The organism is Virgisporangium aurantiacum, assembly GCF_016863635.1.
GTDB lineage: Bacteria > Actinomycetota > Actinomycetes > Mycobacteriales > Micromonosporaceae > Virgisporangium > Virgisporangium aurantiacum.
In genome coordinates this window covers 1-20119 of sequence record NZ_BOPG01000011.1, presented here as the reverse complement: position 1 = coordinate 20119, position 20119 = coordinate 1, and the positions used below count along the sequence as shown (strand labels likewise).

The 20119-nt window shown below is 67.6% G+C and carries 15 protein-coding genes and 4 pseudogenes; 4 read left to right on the top strand and 15 right to left on the bottom strand.

Going from position 1 to position 20119, the window contains the following annotated elements; genetic code table 11:
• Window positions 1-695: 695 nt before the first annotated feature.
• Window positions 696-1205, bottom strand: a complete 510-nt coding sequence (locus tag Vau01_RS08045) for a SigE family RNA polymerase sigma factor (protein ID WP_203988768.1) — start codon at window positions 1203-1205, stop codon at window positions 696-698.
• Between the two features lie 363 nt (window positions 1206-1568).
• Here Vau01_RS08045 and Vau01_RS08040 point away from each other — a divergent pair, with 363 nt between their 5' ends.
• Entirely contained in the window at window positions 1569-1799 is a 231-nt protein-coding gene (locus Vau01_RS08040) for a hypothetical protein (RefSeq protein ID WP_203988767.1), read from the top strand.
• Window positions 1796-5077, top strand: a complete 3282-nt coding sequence (locus tag Vau01_RS08035; protein ID WP_203988765.1) for a S8 family serine peptidase — start codon at window positions 1796-1798, stop codon at window positions 5075-5077. Before Vau01_RS08040 ends, Vau01_RS08035 begins: the two co-directional genes overlap by 4 nt.
• Window positions 5078-6547: 1470 nt before the next feature.
• Here the strand turns inward: Vau01_RS08035 and Vau01_RS08030 are convergent.
• Window positions 6548-7234 carry a hypothetical protein gene (locus Vau01_RS08030; protein WP_203988763.1) on the bottom strand — a complete coding sequence of 229 codons (687 nt, stop codon included), beginning with the start codon at window positions 7232-7234 and terminating at the stop codon, window positions 6548-6550.
• A gap of 506 nt (window positions 7235-7740) precedes the next feature.
• On the opposite strand from Vau01_RS08030, the gene Vau01_RS08025 reads away from it, so the two are divergent.
• Entirely contained in the window at window positions 7741-8532 is a 792-nt protein-coding gene (locus Vau01_RS08025) for a YdcF family protein (protein WP_239151411.1), read from the top strand.
• Between the two features lie 783 nt (window positions 8533-9315).
• Here the strand turns inward: Vau01_RS08025 and Vau01_RS08020 are convergent.
• The 4 genes and pseudogenes from Vau01_RS08020 to Vau01_RS08005 form a co-directional block, all read right to left on the bottom strand.
• Window positions 9316-9636: a hypothetical protein gene (locus tag Vau01_RS08020; RefSeq protein ID WP_203988761.1), complete on the bottom strand. Its 321-nt coding sequence runs from the start codon at window positions 9634-9636 to the stop codon at window positions 9316-9318.
• A 459-nt stretch (window positions 9637-10095) separates the two neighbouring features.
• Window positions 10096-10569 (bottom strand): annotated as a pseudogene (locus Vau01_RS63260) (cold-shock protein); the annotation flags it as partial.
• 69 nt (window positions 10570-10638) lie between these two features.
• A pseudogene (locus Vau01_RS08010) lies at window positions 10639-10830 on the bottom strand (cold-shock protein); the annotation flags it as partial.
• A 36-nt stretch (window positions 10831-10866) separates the two neighbouring features.
• Window positions 10867-11064, bottom strand: a pseudogene (locus Vau01_RS08005) (cold-shock protein); the annotation flags it as partial.
• Between the two features lie 683 nt (window positions 11065-11747).
• Here Vau01_RS08005 and Vau01_RS08000 point away from each other — a divergent pair.
• The gene (locus tag Vau01_RS08000) at window positions 11748-12239 is read left to right on the top strand and encodes an HAD family hydrolase (RefSeq protein ID WP_203988759.1); all 492 of its coding nucleotides are present in this window, start codon (window positions 11748-11750) and stop codon (window positions 12237-12239) included.
• Between the two features lie 125 nt (window positions 12240-12364).
• Here the strand turns inward: Vau01_RS08000 and Vau01_RS07995 are convergent, their stop codons facing one another.
• The 9 genes and pseudogenes from Vau01_RS07995 to Vau01_RS07960 form a co-directional block, all read right to left on the bottom strand.
• Window positions 12365-12709, bottom strand: a complete 345-nt coding sequence (locus Vau01_RS07995) for a winged helix-turn-helix domain-containing protein (protein WP_239151410.1) — start codon at window positions 12707-12709, stop codon at window positions 12365-12367.
• Window positions 12706-13122 carry a hypothetical protein gene (locus Vau01_RS63255; protein ID WP_239151409.1) on the bottom strand — a complete coding sequence of 139 codons (417 nt, stop codon included), beginning with the start codon at window positions 13120-13122 and terminating at the stop codon, window positions 12706-12708. Before Vau01_RS63255 ends, Vau01_RS07995 begins: the two co-directional genes overlap by 4 nt.
• Before the next feature lie 159 nt (window positions 13123-13281).
• Window positions 13282-13845, bottom strand: a complete 564-nt coding sequence (locus tag Vau01_RS07990; RefSeq protein WP_203988755.1) for a tyrosine-type recombinase/integrase — start codon at window positions 13843-13845, stop codon at window positions 13282-13284.
• 56 nt (window positions 13846-13901) lie between these two features.
• Window positions 13902-15574 (bottom strand): annotated as a pseudogene (istA, locus tag Vau01_RS07985) (IS21 family transposase); the annotation flags it as partial.
• 422 nt (window positions 15575-15996) lie between these two features.
• Entirely contained in the window at window positions 15997-16830 is an 834-nt protein-coding gene (locus Vau01_RS07980) for an alpha/beta fold hydrolase (RefSeq protein ID WP_203988753.1), read from the bottom strand.
• A gap of 27 nt (window positions 16831-16857) precedes the next feature.
• Window positions 16858-17364, bottom strand: a complete 507-nt coding sequence (locus Vau01_RS07975; protein WP_239151408.1) for a DoxX family protein — start codon at window positions 17362-17364, stop codon at window positions 16858-16860.
• Between the two features lie 19 nt (window positions 17365-17383).
• The gene (locus Vau01_RS07970) at window positions 17384-18229 is read right to left on the bottom strand and encodes an ABC transporter permease (protein WP_203988750.1); all 846 of its coding nucleotides are present in this window, start codon (window positions 18227-18229) and stop codon (window positions 17384-17386) included.
• Window positions 18226-19191 (bottom strand): ATP-binding cassette domain-containing protein, encoded by a 966-nt coding sequence (locus Vau01_RS07965; protein WP_203988747.1) that lies wholly within the window; start codon window positions 19189-19191, stop codon window positions 18226-18228. The genes Vau01_RS07970 and Vau01_RS07965 overlap by 4 nt, the downstream gene beginning before the upstream one ends.
• 104 nt (window positions 19192-19295) lie before the next feature.
• On the bottom strand, window positions 19296-19889 hold the full coding sequence (locus Vau01_RS07960; RefSeq protein ID WP_203988745.1) for a PadR family transcriptional regulator: 594 nt from the start codon (window positions 19887-19889) through the stop codon (window positions 19296-19298).
• Window positions 19890-20119 lie beyond the last annotated feature (230 nt).

Sequence of the window (20119 nt, the reverse complement as noted above, 5' to 3'; positions counted from 1 at the left end):
GGCGCGCTTGCAGAGTTCCTGCAGAGGATCCTAAACGGCTGGTGGGCCGCGTCCCGGGTCGTCGGGCAACCGGACCGGGATCGGCGATGGGGGGATCGGTCAGGGTACTGGCGTGCCTGTTCGATCGCTGGAAACCAGCGTCAGCGACAGACCTACTAACCGAACAGCCGGAAACACCGATCCTGGCACGGACCCCGGGCTCATCATTGTCAGACGAACCGGGCGTGGTGGCTTACCGGCTGACTATCGCACCCCCGACGCGGTCGGCAGTGGGGTCGGGTTACTCGATGCGGTCGGCGGTGGGGTCGGGTTGGTCGACGCGGTCGGCGGTGGGGTCGGGTTGGTCGACGCCGTGGGCGGTGGGGTCGGGTTGCTCGATGCGGTCGGCGGTGGGGTCGGGTTGGTCGACGCCGTGGGCGGTGGGGTCGGGTTGGTCGACGCCGTGGGCGGTGGGGTCGGGTTGCTCGACGGGGTCGAGGGTACGGCCGGACGATGGTTGTCGGATCTGGTCGCAGCGATTGCAACCGGCGCGGCGATGAGTACTGCGGCGAGCGCGCCGGACGCCCCCAGGGCCAGGGTCGTGCGGCGGCGCAGCCGGGCCCGTCGCTGTGCTCGGCTGAATTGGTCTGCCACTGTTGGTGCCTCCTCGGCTAGTTCGGAAAGGGTCGAGCGGATGAGGTCTTCAAACGCGGTGGTCACCGCATCACCTCCAGGCGGTGATCGTCCGGCAGCAGTTGGCGTAGTCGGCCGATCGCACGATGCGTTCGGCTTCGCACGGTGCCGACGGAGCAGCCCAGCGCATCTGCGATCTGGGCCTCGGTCAGGTCCTCGTAATAGCGCAGGACCAGAACCGTGCGCTGCGCCGGCGGCAGCCGACGCAACGCCGTCCGCATGGTGAGCCGTGTGTCGGTATCACTGCTCGGATCCGGTTCGATCCCCTCATGCGCGGTGGTCCGTAGGATCTCCCGGTATCGGCGTAACCGCCGCCACAGGCTTACCTGCTCTCGGTACATCACTGCCCGGACGTATCCCTCCGGGTCGGCGTTGCGCAGGGTCGGCCACTTCGCGATGGTCTTGGCCAACGCCGCTTGAAGGAGATCCTCGGCGCCGCGTGGATCTCCCGTGAGCAGGTATGCGACCCGCATCAACGCGGGAGTACGGCTTGTCACAAACTCGGTCAGTAGTGCGCTGTCGTCCTTGTCCAATCGACCCGCCCCTTTGGTCGTCGATCACCTATACAGACGCCTCGGGTGAGCAGACCTATCCATTGCCTCGTCAGATTCTGAAACCTCCAGGTAGGGCGAGCGGCGCTCGCCGTTCAGCGTCGCAAGGAGATCCCTCTTCCGCCGCGACGCGGCCGGTCAGGGAACCACGGCCGATCCCCGCGTTTCAGCAATGCCGGATCTACATCGGGGACGAAGCCGGTCGGGCGGCCGGTGCCGACCCTGCAGGAGGCCCCGCCGGCAATGACCAACTCGCGGGGCTTCGGGTGTAGGACGCGGTGACGGCCGCTCCTGGCGGCGCCCTGGCCATCACCGGGCCGGTGCCTGGGGGCGATGGAGGAGGCGATGGCTGAGATTCACCCCGGCGGCGGCGCCGTCACGCCGTTGACCGAGTCGAACCGCCAATCTGCGGCGGCCGCCGAACTCGACGGGCGCTACCTGAAGATCATTGAACGGTCAATGGAGATCTGTCCATATTTACGAATGCTGAACAAGGCGCTGCCGCCGCACAACAGACTGGCCGGAAGAGGAGGTTTCCAGAGCGAACGTGTCCTCGATCAATTGGAGTACGGATGAGATTTCGAGATCGCCTGCTCGGCGTTCTGCTCGCGGGCGGTGTCCTCACGTCCTCGGCACTCCCCGGTGGCGCGGTCGCGACGGCCGGCAGCCGGCCCGTCGCGGCGTGGCCAAGGGTGGCGCCGTACACGGTGGCGCCGGCCAGCGGATCGAAACCCGTCATCGTTACGCTGATCACCGGTGACGAGGTCATCGTGTCCGGTCCGGACCGGGCGAGCATCGAACCCGGTCCGGGCCGGCGACACGTCACGTTCACCGCAAGTCGCGCCGACGGACATCTGAGTGTGGTGCCCTCCGACGTGCTACCGCTGCTGCGGGCATGCCGCGTCGACGAGCGCCTGTTCGACGTCACCGCACTGATCGAGTTCGGGTACGACGACCGGCGGGGCGACCTTCCGCTGATGGTCACGGGCCCGGCAGCCGGCGCACGTTCGGTCATCGCAGGGGCCACCGGCATCCGTGGAATTCCGGGCGGCACGGCGATGCGGGTTGCAAAGGCCGGCCTCGCTTCGGCTTGGCAGGGCATGTCGGCCGGTGTTCGCGCGGACGGCACGGCCTGCGGTGGTCAGGCGTCGAAGATCTGGTTGGACGGTGTACGCAAGCCCCTGCTGACCCGCAGCGTGCCGCAGATCGGTGCTCCCGCCGCATGGGCTGCCGGCTTCGACGGCACCGGCGTCAAGGTGGCCGTCGTCGACTCCGGCGTCGACGCCGACCATCCGGACCTCGCCGGACGCGTCGTCGCCCGCGAGACCTTCACCGAAGACGGTGACCCGCTCGACCGGGCCGGCCACGGTACCCACGTTGCGGCCACGATCGCGGGCACCGGCGGGGCGCCGGGCGGATACAAGGGCGTCGCGCCGGGGGCCTCGCTACTCGTGGCGAAGGCCTGCGAGGAGTGGGGCTGCCTCGACTCGTCGATCCTGGCCGGCATGCAATGGGCCGTCGAGCACGACGCGAAAATCGTCAACCTCAGCCTCGGCCACACCGACACTCCCGACCATGATCCGATCGAGGCGGCCGTCGAACAGTTGACGGCGCGTTACGGAACTCTGTTCGTCGTCTCCGCCGGCAATGAACGGAAGGAGGGCATCAGCTCGCCTGGAAGTGCGGACGCCGCGCTCACCGTCGGCGCGGTCGACTCGGCCGGTGCCCTGGCCGAGTTCTCCGCTGGCGGCCCGCGCCTCGGCGACTCCGCGCTCAAACCCGACATCACCGCACCCGGCGTGGAGATCACCGCCGCGTTGAGCTCGGACGCCGCGGGCGCTCCCGCCGGCCAGCTGCACGTGGCCATGTCCGGTACCTCGATGGCGGCGCCACACGTGGCCGGCGCGGCGGCGATCCTGGCACAGCAGCACCCCACCTGGAAGGCCGCCGAGCTGAAGGCCGCGCTGATGGGATCGGCGCAGCCGAACGCCGCCGCCGCGGTCTACGACCAAGGTGCCGGACGGGTCGACGTGGCGCGTGCCATCACGCAGACGGTGACCGCCGACCCGGCGAGCATCAGTTTCGGCCTCCAGCAGTACCCGCACGGCGACGACCGGCCAGACACCCGCACCCTCACCTACCACAACGTCGGCACCAGCGACGTGACGTTGAACCTCAGCCTCACCGGTGACGCACCGACCGGGCTCTTCAGCTTGTCAGCCACCCAGGTCACCGTCCCGGCCGGCGCCACGGCCGGCGTGTCGCTGACCTCCGACACCCGGACAAACGTGCCCGACGGCCGATACGGCGGTCATGTGGTCGCCACGACCGGCGACGTCCAGGTGGTCACTCCGTTCGCCGTGGACAGGGAGACCGAGAGCTACGACCTGACGATCGACCGACTCGACCGCGCCGGCCAGCCCACCGCCGACGCATCGGTGTACGTGGTGGACCTCGACAACGGCGGATATCTGCGGCCCGATCCCGCCGAAAAGAGTGCCCTGCGGTTGCCAAAGGGCCGGTACAGCGTCTGGAGTGTCGTCAACGACGGCGACGCCCGCTCGGTGGTGGTCGACCCGCTGGTCACCCTCGACCGGACGACGGCCGTGACGCTCGACGCGCGGATGGCCAGGCCGATCTCGCTGACGGTGCCGGCCGCCGACGCCGTGCCGACGCTGGGCGCGGTCGACCTCCATGTCACCGGCGCCGGGTGGGAGTTCCAGTACACGGTGCTCGACGGGACCTTCGACAACCTGTACGTCGGCCAGCCGGATCCGACCGAGCGGCTGCCGGAACTGTCCACGATGTTCACCGGTCACTTCAAGCAGAGGCCGGGGCAGGACCCGACCACGCCCAGCCCGTACGTGTACAACACGGTGGCACCGACCACCGGACACGCCCCCAGCGGATTCGTCAAGCGGTTCACCGACGGGGAGTTGGCCAGAGTGGAGGCGGCCTACGCGGGCCAGGGTGTCGCCACGGGCAACGCGGGTGCGTACGCGCACGTCAAGGACGGACCCGTGTCCTGGGCGACGCTCCTGCCGGTGGCACTGCCCGGCAAGCGCACGGAGTACTACGCCATGCCGCCGACGGTTTCCTGGAGCCGGGAATTCCTCGAAGGCGGGTTCATCTCCGGCGGAAGTCGGCAAGGGTCTTCACCGACCCGGTTCCCGACCGGCAGGACCACGAGCGAACGGATCAACCTGGCGGCGTTCGGTCCCGGCTTCGGGGGCATCAACAAGGTCGAACGCTCCGGTGACACCCTTCTCCTCAGCCCAGGGATGGTCTCGTCAGCCGGCGACTGGTCCGGCAACACGACGAACTTCGCCGGCCGGCTTGTCCTCGAACAGGCCGGCCGGGTAGTGGCCGACGCGCCATACACCAGCGTGAACGTGACCGGCCTACCCGCCGCCGAAGCGCCGTACACACTACGGGTCGAGGCGACCCGGGGCGCGCCGAACCGGCTGTCGACAACCGTCAAAGCCGAGTGGACCTTCCGCTCCGGTGCCACACCGGCCGGCCCAGCAAGACCGCTCGCCCTGTCGGCCGTGCGGTTCGCACCGCCGGTCAGCGACACCAACACCGCCCCGGCAGGACGAGTCTGGACGGTACCGGTGACGGTGCAGCAGCAGCCCGGTTCGGCCGCGGGCAAGGCCAGAACGCTGACCGTCGAGGTCTCCTACGACGACGGCACGACCTGGACCAGAGCTCCTGTCACCGGGTCGGCCCAGAATGGCGTGGTGACCCTGAAGCACCCGGCGCGGACTGGTTATGTGTCACTACGGGCCGCGTCGACCGACACGGCCGGCAACACGGTCACGCAGACGATCATTCGCGCGTACGAAATCGCCTAGAACCGACCCCCCGTCGACGGCAGGTGCCCAGGCAATCCCGATGGGTTTCCTGGGCGCACGCGGTTGTCGACCTTCAGCCCGGCAAGCCGAGTTTCGCCCTTCTCGAGAAGCTCAACCTTGTCCACATCCCCGGCACCAGAAGTCCGGCCGATTCCGTTACAACGGCTTCCATCTCCTGTCGGAGCCTGCGCCGCCCCGCGCTGGAGGCCGCGGTAGTGCGCCTGTCCGACGCGACGGCGGGGGTGCGCTTTCTCATTGGTCAGTGCGCCGCCGGCGGCGGTCGACGAGAAGGCGGTGCGGGCGTTGGCCGAGGCGATCGTGCGGTCAGCGGTCCCCGGCTGACCGGGCGGCGCCGACCAACGACATCCTCCGTGGCGGCTTCGGCACGCCGGCGGACGGGTGGGTGTTGAGGTGGCTCAACTCCGGGTTGTCCAGGGCCGCGCTGGGCTATGAGGCGACCGTTCGACGCCTGGAGGACTTGCTCGTCACGTGCCACCCATCGTCCTGGAGTTGGTCTAGCCATGCAGTCTCGAATCGGGGGTTGGAACGCGTTGTGAGCGACCCGGCTGCGCACCATCGGCGGCCAGATGTGTGCGTTGCGCGAGGCCCCGGGCGCGGCGGTGCTATGGGTTGGCGCCGATGAGGTGGGCCAGGGCGTGACCGTCGGGAGGTCCGGTGCGGCGATGGCTGTCCACACTGCGGTCTGTGCGCTGACGGCGATGGCGACCCGCGCGGCCCCTTCGAAGCGGTACACGGCGTCGCAGTCCTGGTTCATGGCCCAGCCGTAGGTGGTTGGCAGCGCGGTGAGGCGGCTGGTCAGCGTGCCGAGCGCGGCCGGAGCGAGTGGATGGTCGAAGTCGGTGAGCGGGTCGGCGCGCCACAGTTGTGCGTCCCAGGAATGGGCGTAGGTGTAGTCGGAGAACCTGTCCGCGTACCACGTCCGGGTCAGGCAAGCCTCGTCGTCCGGATCGATGAGATAGACAGGCGGGTCGTCGTCCGTGCCGGAGGCCGCGACAACCCATCGACAGGAATGCTGGCTGTCGGTCTCCAACAGCACGGAGCCGGCCCTCACGAACCGGTCCACCGTCCCCGATGAGAGATCGTCGGCCCGGGTGATCATGTTGGCGCTGATCGCGGCGAGTCGGGCCGCGCCGCCCCGAACGAACCACTCCCGGACAGCCGCCGGCAGCCGACCGCCACCAGGCACGTTCCGGTCATCGACGAGATCGGAACGCCCCGCTGGCGGCTCGGTGTCCGCCCCGCCAAGCACCTCGTACGCCGCCGCGTTCCACTGCACGAACCTGATCTCACCACATCGCACGTGCGACACCGTCCCTGGCCAAGCCGTCCACACGAGCGGCATCTCCCACGCCGCGTAACGAGCGATCTGCGGCAGAAGCGGATTCCAAGATTGCGCGCTACGGCCACCTTGGCGTCTAAGGGCAGGCTGATTGGGCCCGGGTTGTCGGGTTAGCTCGATGGCTGGTGGCAGCGCGCGGATCGCCAGACGTTCGTGGCCCAGCGCGCGTCTTGCCGGTCGTCGTACATGCACGTGACCGCGAGCACGGCGCCGGGCGCCGCGACGTGGCCGTAGAACTCGTGCTGCGGTCGACCGTTCACGGTGGCGGCGAGCCAGAACGCCCGGCGGAACAGGGGGCCGTCGCGTTCGAAGAGTTCACCGTCGGGCGGCGGCGCACCCTCGATCATCGTTGCGATCACGTCTTCCGCGCTGGCCGCAGTCGGCGTGTTGAAGGGTTCGAGATGAACGGTCCGACCCGGCCCGGCGAAGATCATGAGGCCGTCGGAAACCCGAAGCGCCAGACCGACGGTGCGCTCTACCGACCACTCCGCGGTGACCGGCTGCCGGATCGAGACGGGCAACGGATCGCGGTTACAGCCCAACACGTCATCGCGGTCCCACTGCTGACTGAGGACCCGGGACAGTACCGTGCCCTCGGCGCCGATCAGGTACGGCAGGCTGCCGGTATCGCGGACCTCGGCCCGGGCCGGTTCATCGAACACCTCGGGCCAGGGCAGGACCGCGTTGGCTATCACACCGTGCAGCCTGAGTTCGGCGTAAGCGGACGTCTCCCAGGCCGCGCGCGCCTGCCCTAGGTCGTCGGGATGCACTTTCAGCCACACCGAGTAGGTGACCATCCCGGGCCCGGTCAGCCGTACCGGCATCAGGCAACGGACGAACGCGCCGACACCGTCGGCCTGCTGAAAGTTCCGATCTCCGACGACTCGCGCACCGGATCCGGAAACTTGAAGCGAATGTCCAGGTCAACCGGATCCAGCGGCGCACCGCAACAGGAACAACCCGGAACATGATCTGGCATCCGCGCACCCTACGACACCGACCCGACCAACGGACAAGCCCGGCGACAAAGATCGTCGGACGCCCTGCCAGCCGCAACCGGCTACCGTGTGTCATCAAGCTGCGAGTCAGACATAAGCACGACCGGCGGCAGATCCGGACGCCTCGATGTGGCTACGTTCGCTCCGGGACGTTGTCGGAAAGCCCTCTCGCCAAGACGGTTGACGATCCGCGCACGGGATCAGGACGCGCGTCGCCATTCGGGCAATCGTGTCGCGATCCGTGTCACCGGCAAGTGCGGCTTCACCGTTGTCAACCCGCAGTCCCGACCGCCATGCTCCTCAGCGTGGAAGTTTCCGTCGCCGCGCAGCTCAACACCCTCGTCGACTTCTGCGCGCGGCGTGACGTCGGCACGTTGAGCCGCCTTGTGGTCGAGGAGGCGGCGGGTGGACGGGTCGACGTCGGGATTCTCTTCGGTGGCAGCATTCTCGCCGGCGGCGACCTGTTCGCCCGGGCCATCGCCGACGACCTCGCCACCCATTTCATGATCGTCGGCGGCCAGGGCCATTCCACCGACGTCCTGCGCGCCGCGATGCGCCACCGTATGGGCTGGGACGACGTGGCCGACCATACCGAGGCCGCTCTCTTCGACCGCTACCTCGCCGAACGGTACGGAGTTCGCGCCGACCTGCTGGAATACGAATCCACGAACTGTGGCAGCAACGTCCGCAACGCCCTGGAATTGCTCGAGGCCTTTGACATCCCGTGGCGACGCATCCTGATCATCCAGGACGCGTCGATGCAGCAGCGCATGGACGCCGGATTCCGCCTGCACGCTCCTGACGCTCGGGTCGTAAACTTCGCCGCGCACCGGACCCATGTCGAACTGGTCGACGGCGAACTCGGTTTCCGGACCCCGCTCGACGGTATGTGGCCGATGGACCGGTACATCTCCCTCCTGATCGGCGAGATCCCCCGACTCACCGACGACGCCAACGGATACGGCCCGGCCGGGCAGGGATTCATCGCCCACGTAGACGTACCGGACGACGTTACGCGGGCATACACGTCCCTTCAAAACGCGGGAGTGGGAGCGCCGCGGACGGCCGATCAGCGTTGGGCCGACACCGTCTCCTGACGTTTGTAGTGCTCCCGGCCGCAAGCGCCACCGGCATCGCGGATCACATTGTCGGGATTGGCGGAGACGCTGAGTGGCCAGGCTCAGGACATGTAGATCGGGGACCAGGTCGTGGATCCGTTCGGGGGCTGGCGGCAGAAGGGCGACTTCGCAGCCGGACCCGGTCGCGCATATGCTCCAGCATCGCCAGCGCCGCCAGCGTCAGGTCCCGACCCACAGACCGCGACTTCGCCGAGCGACGATGGGGCGTTCCGCGCCCGATACGGCGCCGGCAACAAACCGCCTTCGACACAACAACAGCGGCATGTCCGGGCCGCACCTGTCCGTTCGATTATTTACAGACCGGAAGCGAGGAAATAGTAGTGGACCCTACGCCGTTGATCGCGACCGCGCTTGGTGGCTTCCTTGTACTTGCGGGGGACCTTACATCGCGAATATCGGCAAGGCGGCAATCCGACCGCATGCGCATGGTGGCGATCGAAGACGTCGAACGCGGGCAGTTGCTTCAGATCGAATGCGGTCAGATTCAACTGCTACAGATGGCTCGGCGCCCTGGTTCGAGACGAGCGAGAGGTACCCGAGCCCACAACGGCGTGGAAAGTTCAGCTTGGAGAGATTACCCGCCGCCGGTGAGCGGTTCCGGTCGAGAGTGCACGCGGACGGATTCGAACTTGAGGACACACTCGATTACCTTCTTTAATGTTCGAAACGCTTGATCACGTAAGCGCTCATCGGCATAGCGGGCGAGCTCGGGGCCGGGTATGAACGACGGACCGCTGGGAGCTAACCGCGCTCCCGACCCGGCAGGGGTGCCCCGCGGAGGAACGCTTCGTATACCTCACGGATATCATCGTCGATCTCGGGTCGGATGTTGCTGTAGCGAGTGTCGACCTGGTCACGGTGCGGCCCGGAGAGCCAGTATTCCTCGTGCGTTTCGACGTCGTAGAAATTGGCGTCGAACATGCCCGACCAGCGACGGAGGGTCTTGCCGTGCCAGTAGGCCGTCTTCCAACTCTTGTTGAAGCGCACACGGCTGATCCAAGCGGGTCCTTTGTCGGTGTTGTGACCGGTTTTCAACTGTACGAACATCACTCGCTCGGCCATGAACAACATCGTCCTGCGGATCACCCCGGCGCGCATCGCCATTACGCGTGCGGCGCTTCATCGGCCACGTCCGCCTCTCGCCCGCACGCTCATCGCAGATGTGTGACGGCGCCTCGGGCTATTGTCCGCATGCAGTCTGAGCTGCCGGTGGATATACGAGATCACGTTGTCGGGATCGGCGAGTGAGTTTGGCCGCTTTGGTGGATGGTCGCATCGAGCGCGACCCGCGTCTGGTACTCAACATCGACTGTATCGACGTTCCGTTCGAGCTCGGCGCGTCTGGTTGGCCTCGGCCGGGTGCGAATCAGCTCGGCTTGTAGGTCGCCGAGGGCATGGAGACGAGGCCCCGCGCTTGGGTAGCTGTCCCCAGGGGTAAATCTTCGGCGGGTCGGTCTTCGGCTACGTTGGCGCCACGTCGCGAGCAAGCCCCGGGCACCATCGAGTGGGAGTAGGAGCGCCTCAGAGGCGCTCCACGCGGTCGGCCTGCGGGCCCCGGTCGCTCTGACGCACCGTGTACCGGACCTGGTCGCCCTGCTGCAGCGGTTCCGACCCGGCGACCACGGATACGTGGACGAACAGGTCGTCACCTCCGGCGTCCGGGGTGATGAACCCGAACCCGCGGTCGCCGTGGTAACGTGCGACGACGCCCTGGCCCGCGCGTGCGGGCACGCCCCGTGACGGCGGCTTACTCCTGGCGGGTGCCGGCCCGGCCGGTGCCGGGCGTCGCGGTGGCGGTGCGGGCTCGGCCCCTCGGACCAGCTGCACGTCGCGTGCCTGCGGGCCCTTGTCGCTGCTGACCACCTCGTACGCCACGCGGTCGCCCTCTGTCAGCCAGGTGAGGCCCTCAGCCAGGGACCGGGCGTGGACGAAGACGTCCCCGCCGCCGGAGTCGGGGACGATAAAGCCGAAGCCCTTGTCCTCGTCGTACCAGGAGACGGTTCCGTCCGCCCCGTCCGCCCCGTCGGCACCGCCGGCCCCGGCGGACAGGCCAGCCCCGGGACCGAGCGGGACCACGTGCGCGGCCTGCGGGCCGCGCTCGCCCTCGACGACGACGAAGGCCACCCGCTGCCCGTCGCTGACCACACCGCCGGTCACGATGGCCGAGCTGTGCACGAAGATGTCGGGGCCGCCGCCGTCCGGCGAGGCGAACCCGTACCCCTTGGTCGGCTCGTACCAGTTGACCGTTCCGAGCAGGCCCACGGCTCCGCCGGCGGCCTGCTCGGCGGTGACGCGGACGCGCAGCGCCTGGGGACCGCGGTCGTTCTTGCCGGCCTCGAACTCGACGGCCTGGCCCTCGCGGAGCACCGTCGGGCCGCCGTCCCCGACGATCTCGGAGGCGTGCACGAACACGTCTGGTGATCCGTCGTCAGGCGCGAGGAAGCCGAACCCCCGTTCGGCGTCGAACCAGCGGACGATCCCGTGCGGCATAGGAAAGCTCCAGGTCGTTAGAGCGGCATTGCTCCCAGTCTCGCTGACGTCGTCGTGCCCGGGACCACCGGGACCGGCCACGGTCAGCCGGTTGTCAGGAGGTCGTAGGCGGCCAGGACGCGGGTGGCGGTCGCGAACGACTCCGACCGGCTCGTCGCGCCGGCCCGCCCGCCGCGCGGCCGCTCGACGTGGCCGACGATCAGATCGACTCCGTGGCCGAGCGCGTCGTTGCCTGGTGGGCCCGCTCAGCGCCGACGGTGACCGGTCCAGACGCGCCGACACCGTGCCCGGCATGCAGCGCTGACCTGGACCAGTCCACCGACCCCCAGCACACGCTGCTCAGCGTCTGCTACTGCGGTCATCCCCGCTTCCTACGACTACAAGCACCAGGACGAGGCGTGCCCCTGCCTCATCGCGCGCAACGTGACCAGCCCTCGATAACCAACGACGCATTGACAGCAGCAAATCAGTGCGTCATGGTCGTGAGCGCGCTCCGGTGAGTACCGTTTCGTCGTGCTCCGTGGAGCGGTCTTCTTCGACGTCGACGGGACTCTGACGCCGGTCAGTAGCGGCCGTCATCTGGCCGAGTGCCTCGGCAATGCCGGGGTGATCCATGCGGTCCAGAAAGCGTACGGTGCGGGGATCCTGAGCAGCCGGGATGCGGCCATTTCCGAGGGTCGGGTGTGGACGGGACGTACACTGCGCAAGCGCACGCGGCTCTGGAGTCGCTGCCGCTGGTGGACGGCGTCGCCGAGACGGTTCTGTGGTGCCGCCGACGCGGGCTGCTGCCCGTACTCGCTACGCTGGCGTGGGAGGTCGTGGGTACCCACCTGTGCGACCGCTTCGGCTTCGACCGCGCGTGCGGGCCGCGGCTGCAGATGGTCGACGGCCGATACGACGGCCGGGTCGCCGAGTACTTCGACGAACTCTGCAAGCGCGACTACGCCCGGAGCGTGGCCACCGACCTGGGAGTCGACCTCGGTCGGTGCGTCGCCGTCGGCGATGGTCGCTCCGACGTGCCGCTGTTCGCCGACGTCGGGCTGGCCATAGCCTTCAACGCAACACCAGCGGCTCGCGCAGCCGCTCATGTACACGTCGATACGACCGATCTGCGGGCTGTACTGCCCCATATCGCCGCCTGGCTCAACGCCGCCCATACGTCGCCATCGGATTGATCAACCCTCTCGACCATCTGACCGCCCGGAATCGGCAAGCCGCGCCCGCTCGGCGGCAGAACAGGATGCGGGCAAACGGCTCCGATTGGCGTCGAAGAAGCTGCGGGCGACGCGCGGAGTGCGGGTTAGGAACTCTCGGTGCTGGTCCCGCTGCGGGCATCGCTTCCGGCTTGGATGATGCGCTGCAGTATGTGCTGGTAGTTGTTGAAGGCGGCGGTTCCAGCGGCGGTTAGCAGGATCCATGTCTGCGTTCGCCGTCCGAGGCGTCCTTTGCTGATCTCAACGTAGCCGGCGTTTTCCAGCGCGGCCAGGTGCTTCGACAGCAGCGAGTCACTGACCTCGACGGTGTCTCGGAGGAGGCGGAAATCCATCCGGTCTGCCGCGGCGAGGGCCGCAACTATCGATAGCCGGACGGGCGCATGGATGACCTCGTCCAGTTGGTAGCGAGGGTGGGAGCCGGTGCCGATCACCGCAATCGGGTCCAGGCGATGGCGGCCAACCCTGGCAGTGTGGGCAGGATGGCGACAGCAATCGTCTGGGGGGACAGACTTGCGGGCATGAAGTCCACCAGCACGCCGGAGGCGAGCACGAGCATGAAGGTCGTGGGCCATACCGCGTGGATCCATCGTGAGGGCGCGCGGTGGACTCGGCGTCGCCACAGGTGGATCGCCAGAGCAACGCCGGCGCAGACGAAGTAGACGACGGTCCAGCGCCACCCCAACTGCGGCCATTCGTGCCGGCCGATGACCAGCCCAGCGGAGCACACCCCGACTATCAGCGATTCGCCGGCGTGCCAACGGTCGCTGACGGCCCGGACGCGCCGATCAACCCGACCGATCGTTTCAATGACGTCCTGCTCGTTCAAAGTGTCGACCGGCTCCACCCTTAGCCTCCAATGCAATAGCTTGAAACTATAGCAACCGCTTGAATGAGATTCAAGTATCCCTTCCACGGAGGCAGAAGCGCTCGCCAAGGCGCAACCTCGGAGCCCATGCCGTGCCGCACTATCATCGGCAAAGCCGTGAGATGATCAGCCTGTCGGTCATGTGCCGGAAGCCATGAAGGCGGCGAGGATGTAGTTGGCGTGCCGGTCGAGATTCTTACGAGCTCGGTCGTAGCGCATCGTCGTCCGCGGGTCGGCGTGGCGGGCGGCGATCTGGACATCGCGGAGGCTGACGCCGGCGTCGAGCATGGTCGTGACGAACGTGTGCCGGAGCATGTGAGGGTGCATGCGCGGCATCCGGATCCCGGCGGTCGCGGCCAAGTGCTTGAGCCGGCGGGTGGCAGCATGCCGGTCCATCCGGCCACCGAGCATGTTACGGAGGATCGGACCGTCGTCCCGATCGCCGACCGCGCGGTCGATGGCCCGACCGACGATCGACAACCGCCGCGACACCGTCGAGGGCTGAAACCGCCGGACCTCCTGCAGCCAGCGTACGTAGCGCTCGATGTCGGTCCGGACCGCTGACAGCGGGAACAGCTTCTGCTCGTCGCACCAGCGCAGAAAGATCCGAAGGTCCGAGTTGGTGTGGAGACGGGTCTGGCCGCGGTAGCGGCCCAGATATGCGGCGACCGCCGCCCGCAGCACGAGTTGATCAGACGACACGACGACGGCGTCGGAAACTGGGAAGGCAGCCATATCTGACCGTGCGCCGCCCGCCACGCCAGCGCCACCACGTTCGGGGTGTCACGTCGGCTTGCCAACAGCTGGTCGTACTTCTCCACGCTCGGCAGCGGCCGAGTGTCGGCCGGGATGTGGGCGCGGAGCCGGCGCTCGGTCAGCGATCGCACGGCAGGGATCTCGCCTTCTCCGCGTGCCCTGTCGCCGCTCATCAGGGACTGGTGGTCCGCTGTCGTGTCGTCGGCTCCGCCATCTGCTGTATCGCTGTACTTGCGCGCTTCCAACGCGACAGCGTCCGCGGTGAGCGCGCCTGCACGCAGCGCCGTCGCGAGTCCGGCGACGACGTGGTCGTGTGGAAGGTGCCGGTGCAGCATCAGGACCTCAATGAGGGCACGGGTGCCGTCGGCGTCACCGTGGGCCTTGCAGGCCGCGGCCCACCAGGCGTCGTGAACGGGCGTGAACCGCCCGGATGCCCTGGCCTGCTCCAGCGCTTTCGCACCGGGTAGCGCGCCCGGTTTGCGGAGGAGGACCTTGAGATAGTGGTCCAGGTCGACCCGGGTCGAGCCCTTGGTCATGAGCCGTTCGTGGCGGGCGATCTCGGTCCTGCCGTCGAACACGACCAGGTCGCTGGCGTTCAGGAGCACCCGGGCTTGACGGCCGACCATGCGCGCGGGCACGGAGTACTTGTTCATCCGGACCGTGACCTGGGCGTACCGGTCCACGCGCGGGGTGAACCAGCGGCCGGTCTCGAACGGCTCGGTCGGAAGGGGCGCGAGGAGTGGCTGCTCGGTGGCGAAGTGTTCCCCGACCGTGCGGGCGCGGGACCCGATCCGCCGGGCGTCGTCGGCTTCGTCCCAGGCGTCGACCATAGCGTTGAGCTCGGCGAGGGAGTCGACTTCTGGGATGGGACGAGGTGGTTGCGTCGGAACCAGCCGATCTGCCCCTCGACGCCGCCCTTCTCGTGCGCACCTTGGATTCCGGGCTGGCAATAGAAGGCTTCGATGCCGTAGTGGGAACGGACGGCGGTCCACCTGTCGGCCTCGACCCGCTGGCGGGAGAACCCGATCACGCTCGCGACGGCGGCCTTGAGGTTGTCGTAGCGGATCTTCCCGGTCGGCACCCCGCCGAGCACGTTGAAGGCGTGGACGTGACCCTCGAAGAAGGCTTCCTGCCCAGCCGAGGCACTGACCCTGTGCACGGCCTTGCCCGAGTAGGAGAGCCGAAGGCTGAACAGCGCGCAGGTTACGAGCTCGCCGCGCAGGCGGATGGCGACGTCGCCGAAGTCAACCTCGGCCTCGCGGCCCGGGAGGTGCTCTTGCGGGATGTACGCGTTGGCAGGTTCCCGTCCGACCTCGACGCGAATCTCACGGCGTCGGGTGGCGACGTACTCGCGGACCATCCAGTACGACACCACCCCGGCCCCGTCATGTTCGTCAAGCAGTCGATCGAAGATCCGCTTCGCCGTGTGTCGCTGCTTCCGCGGCGCGTCGAGGTCCGAGCGCAGCCAGTCGTCGATCACCACTCGGTACGCGTCAAGCCGTGAGCCGCGTTTGGGCGGTTGCTTTCTCTCCTTCAGCCATACAGATTCCAGCGCCGCTGTCACGGTTCGGAAGCCGACGCCGTGCTTGCGCTGCAGCGCGCGGTTGGACATCCCAGATCGGGCATCCCGTCGGATCGCCGCGTACAGGTCGACCCGGGAACGCGGCTGCGTCATCGGTGGCACTCCTGACGTGAGCACACCGTGGGCACCACCTTCGGCACCGGGCCACCGCCCGGGAGCGGTGACCGCATGCGACCCACAGCCCGGAATGACTGGCCCTACCGAGGTGCCAGATCATGTGCTGCGCAGGGCTTCGGTGGGCGGTACTGAGTCGGCCCGGAGTGCGGGGTACGACCGACGACGGAGCCGATGAGCAGCGAGTAGGCCAGGTCGAGTCCCACTGAAGCCCAGGTCAGTACGACGGCCCGGCCTTGCGTGGTGACGAAGACGTTGGTGACGAGCACGCCCAGGATCAGGCCTGTGATGCCGCCGACGACATCAACCTCGACACTACCTGTCCGCCCCGTGTCCCTGGCGCGACGAAGATCTGCTTGCGCGGTGCCTAATCGGCCTTCCCGCAACACCTCGCGGGCCCCTCAGTGTTCGGTGCTGAAGAACCGTAGCAACAGCGGGCCGACGGTCTGTGGGTCGACGACGTGATCCGGCCCCTCGAGGGTCTCCCGTTGAGCGTGGGGTAGTAGGTCTGCAAGCTCGTCGGCTGCGCGGTCGAAGAAGTCCGAGGGCAGGCCTGCCATATAGGGGACCGTGATCGGTCCTCCGGTGGTGACCAGGACCGGTTGGGTGACCGTTGCCAGTCGATCGGCCGGCAATTGGTAGCGGTTGAGGAAGACGCTGTCGTGGACCAGCGTGGGCGCGAGGGCGACCGAATGCGCCCAATGCGCCGTCTGCTTGCCTGCCGCTTTCCTGGCCGCGATGTTGTCGTCGGAGGCGCCGGTCATGCGCATGAACAGTTCGAGAACCTCCTCGTCTCGCCCGGCGTCGAAGGCGCGTCGGGTGTCTGCGATGTACTCCTCGAATCGCGGGCGTATGTCGTCCCCGACCGCGTAGGGCACCTCCCAGACGGCGATCGTGTCGATGGCTGACCCGGCCGCGGCGGCTTCCAGCGCCAGCGCGCCGCCTGAGGACGCCCCGAACAGGTGTGCCGAGCCGCCCGCCTCCGCGATCAATGCATCCAGGTCCTCGATCTCCCTTTCCACGGCGTACGGCTCGGTGAAGCCGCTCGCGCCGCGTCCCCGACGGGCATAGTTGTAGACCGTGAAGTGCTCGGCGAGAGCCGGCGCCAAGGGAGCGTTCTCCACCCCCTCGTCGAGTGCTCCGCCCACCAGAATGACGGCCGGACCGCTTCCTTCCCTGTCGTAGGCGATGGTGGTGCCATCGTTTGATGTCACGCGAAAGGCCATCTCGTTCATCTCACATCTCCGTTCGAGAGGTTTGTTTCAGCGCCTGAGCAGCGTGCCGACGACGGCCTCGGTGCGCGACCACCGCGTCCTTGCGATCACGGCCGCCACGACGAGTAAGGCGAGCGGCAGCCAAGGGCTCTGCTCGAGCACGAACTGATCGGTGATGACAGCACCGGTCAGCAATGCCGCCAACCCGAGACTGGCCAGGCCCGCCAGAGCCGGGATCAGAAGTCCAACCCCTCCCGCGACCTCCAGCGCTCCGACCAGGTACCGGAGCCACTGGCCAGCCCCGATGTCGGCGAACATGTCCACCATTGCCGGGTCGCCGGCGAGCTTCGAGATTCCGCCGCCGGCGATTATCGCCGCCAGCACGACTTGCAGAATCCAGACCCCGATGCTGCTCGCCCGCCCGGGCGTGTGCGCAACGGTTTCCGAGTTGTTCTTGGGGATGGTGCTCATTCGGCTCTCCTTGTCGTGTCCGGGCCTGGTACCGGTGATGGCGTTGGCCGAGTGGGCCGGGTTGTCGGAGTTGATTTCGACCAAGTGCTCGCGGTAGCGGCATCTACTTCTTGTTGCGGTAGAGGACCATGGTGATGGGACCGAAGACCGCGACGAGAAGTACGGACGAGACCAGCACCCAGCCGATTTCCCCGGCGGGCACCGAGCCGTGCATCAGGCCGCGTACCGCGGTCGCCAGGTGGGTGATCGGGTTGACCTCGACGACCGCCTGCATCCACCCGGGCATCGTCTTCGGGTCCACGAAGATGTTGCTCACGAACGTCAGCGGGAACATCACCATCATGCTGACCCCCGCCACCGAGTTCGGCGTGCGCAGGATCAGGCTGAGCATCGTCCACAGCCACGACAGGCAGAACGAGAACACCAGCAGCAGCACCACCGAGAGCACCACGCCGACGGCGCCACCCTCCGGCCGGAACCCTAGGACCAGTCCGAGCGTGATCACGATCGCCGACCCGATCGAGTAGCGCATCACATCGCCGAGCAGGGCGCCGACCAGCGGCGACGGTCGCCACACCGGAAGTGACCTGAACCTGTCGAACACCCCCTTCTGGATGTCGGTGTTCAGCGTTATGCCGGTGTTCATGGTGATCATGACGTTCGCCTGCACCAGGATGCCGGGCAGCAGGAACTGTAGGTACGCCTGTGTCGACCCGGCGAGCGCGCCGCCGAACAGGTAGGTGAACATCAGCGTGAACATGATCGGGAACATGGTCACGTCGACGAGCTGCTCCGGGACGTGTTTGATCTTCAGCACAGCGCGCCAGCCGAATGTCAACGAGGTGAGCATCGGGCCGGGGCGAGACGGCCGCTCACCGGCCAACAGCACACTGCGCAGCGCGTCCTCGGTGACCGGCGCCGACGCCGGTTCTGCGGTCGTGGCATTCATGCGGCATCCTCCTCGGGTGTCTCCTCGGCGGCGTGTCCGGTCAGGGTGAGGAACACCTCGTCCAGGCTCGGCTGACCGAGTGCGAACTCGGTGACGTCGATGCCGCTGCGGGACAGCTCGGCCAGGGCGCGGGCGACCCGCTCGGGGTCGGAGATCCTTGCGGACAGCGCGGCCGGGTCGGCGGACGGCTCGGCCGGCACGTCGAGGACGCCGGCGAGGACCCGTTCGGCCTCGGCCCGCTGCTCGGGCGCACGTAGCCGTACGTGCAGCGAGCCGGCGCCGACCGATGCCTTGAGCTGGCCGCTCGTGCCCTCGGCGATCACCTTCCCGTGGTCGATCACCGCTATCCGGTTGGCCAGTTGGTCGGCCTCGTCGAGGTACTGCGTGGTCAGCAACACGGTGGTGCCTTCGGCGACCATGCCTCTGACGATCTCCCAGACCTGGTTCCTGCTGCGCGGGTCGAGCCCGGTCGTGGGCTCGTCGAGGAAGATCAGTTCGGGGGTGACGACGAGGCTGGCCGCGATGTCGATGCGCCGGCGCATCCCGCCGGAGTACTTCTTCACCTGCCGGTCGGCCGCCTCGGCAAGACCGAACGCGTCGAGCAGGTCGGTCGCCCGCTCCCTGCCTCGGCGGCGTGAGTAGCCGAGCAGTCTGGCGAGCAGCAACAGGTTCTCCACCCCGGTGAGGTCCTCGTCGACCGACGCGAACTGCCCGGTGAGGCCCACCCTGCTCCGCACCGCCTGGGCGTCACGCACGACGTCGTAGCCGAGCACTTGCGCCTCTCCGGCGTCGGGGCGCAGGAGCGTGGCCAGCATGCGGATCGTGGTGGTCTTGCCCGCCCCGTTCGGACCGAGCACGCCGTACACGCCCCCGGCGCTCACGGCCAGGTCGACACCGGCGACCGCGTGGGTCGTGCCGAAGCTCTTCTTCAACCCGCTCGTCTCGATCGCGAGCTTTCCCATGGGTTCGATTCCTTCTCTCGGTGGTGCGAACGGATTGGTAGAGACTAGTCAAGTTTGACTACTTGGCCAGAGTGCATGAGGAGGAAACATCTAGTCAAGTTTGATTAGAAGCGCATCTTGAGGGGATCGGGGACCGTTCGCCACGAACCCGGATCATCGGCCATGGTGTAGGCGCCCTCAGACAGTCGTTTGCTCAGGCTCTTCGCCCACTCCAGTTCGGTGCGTGCGTGTCCCGCCCACAGTTCGGCCTGATCGCGGACGTGCTCGGGGGTGTCCCGATTGGGGTGCTCCCGCCACTTGGCCTGCACTACGAGCTCCGCTTCCAGGCGCGCGACCCGCTCGTTAATGTGCGCGATGGCATCTGTCCTGGTCAGCATGGGCAACATGGCGATGGACGCGTTGAGCATGTCCGGGTCGTGGGTGCGCCGCAGACCGTCGCGGACCAGTTCGACCATCTCGTCACGTCCCCGAGTTGTCGCGCGGTACAGAACGCGCTCCGGCCCGGAGTTGCCCGGCTCGGCGTGTTCGGTGAGGAGGCCATCAGCCGCCGCCTTCTTCAGCGCGTGATAAATCGAGCCGGGCTTGATCTTGGCCCAACTCTCCGCACCCCAGCTCTGCAGTTCGGACCGCACCTGGTAGCCATGCGCGCCGCCGGAGAGGTGCACGATACCGAGTACCAGGAGCTTCGTCGCCGACACGCGCCCACCTCCGCTCAACCCTCTCGTCTCGATCGCGAACCTTCCCATGGGTTCGATTCCTTCTCTCGGTGTTGCGAACGGCTTGGTTGAGACTAGTCAAGGTTGATTACTTGGCCAGAGTAAACGAGGAGGAAACGTCTAGTCAAGGTTGATTAGAAGCGCATCTTGAGGGGATCGGGGACCGTTCGCCACGAACCCGGATCATCGGCCATGGTGTAGGCGCCCTCAGA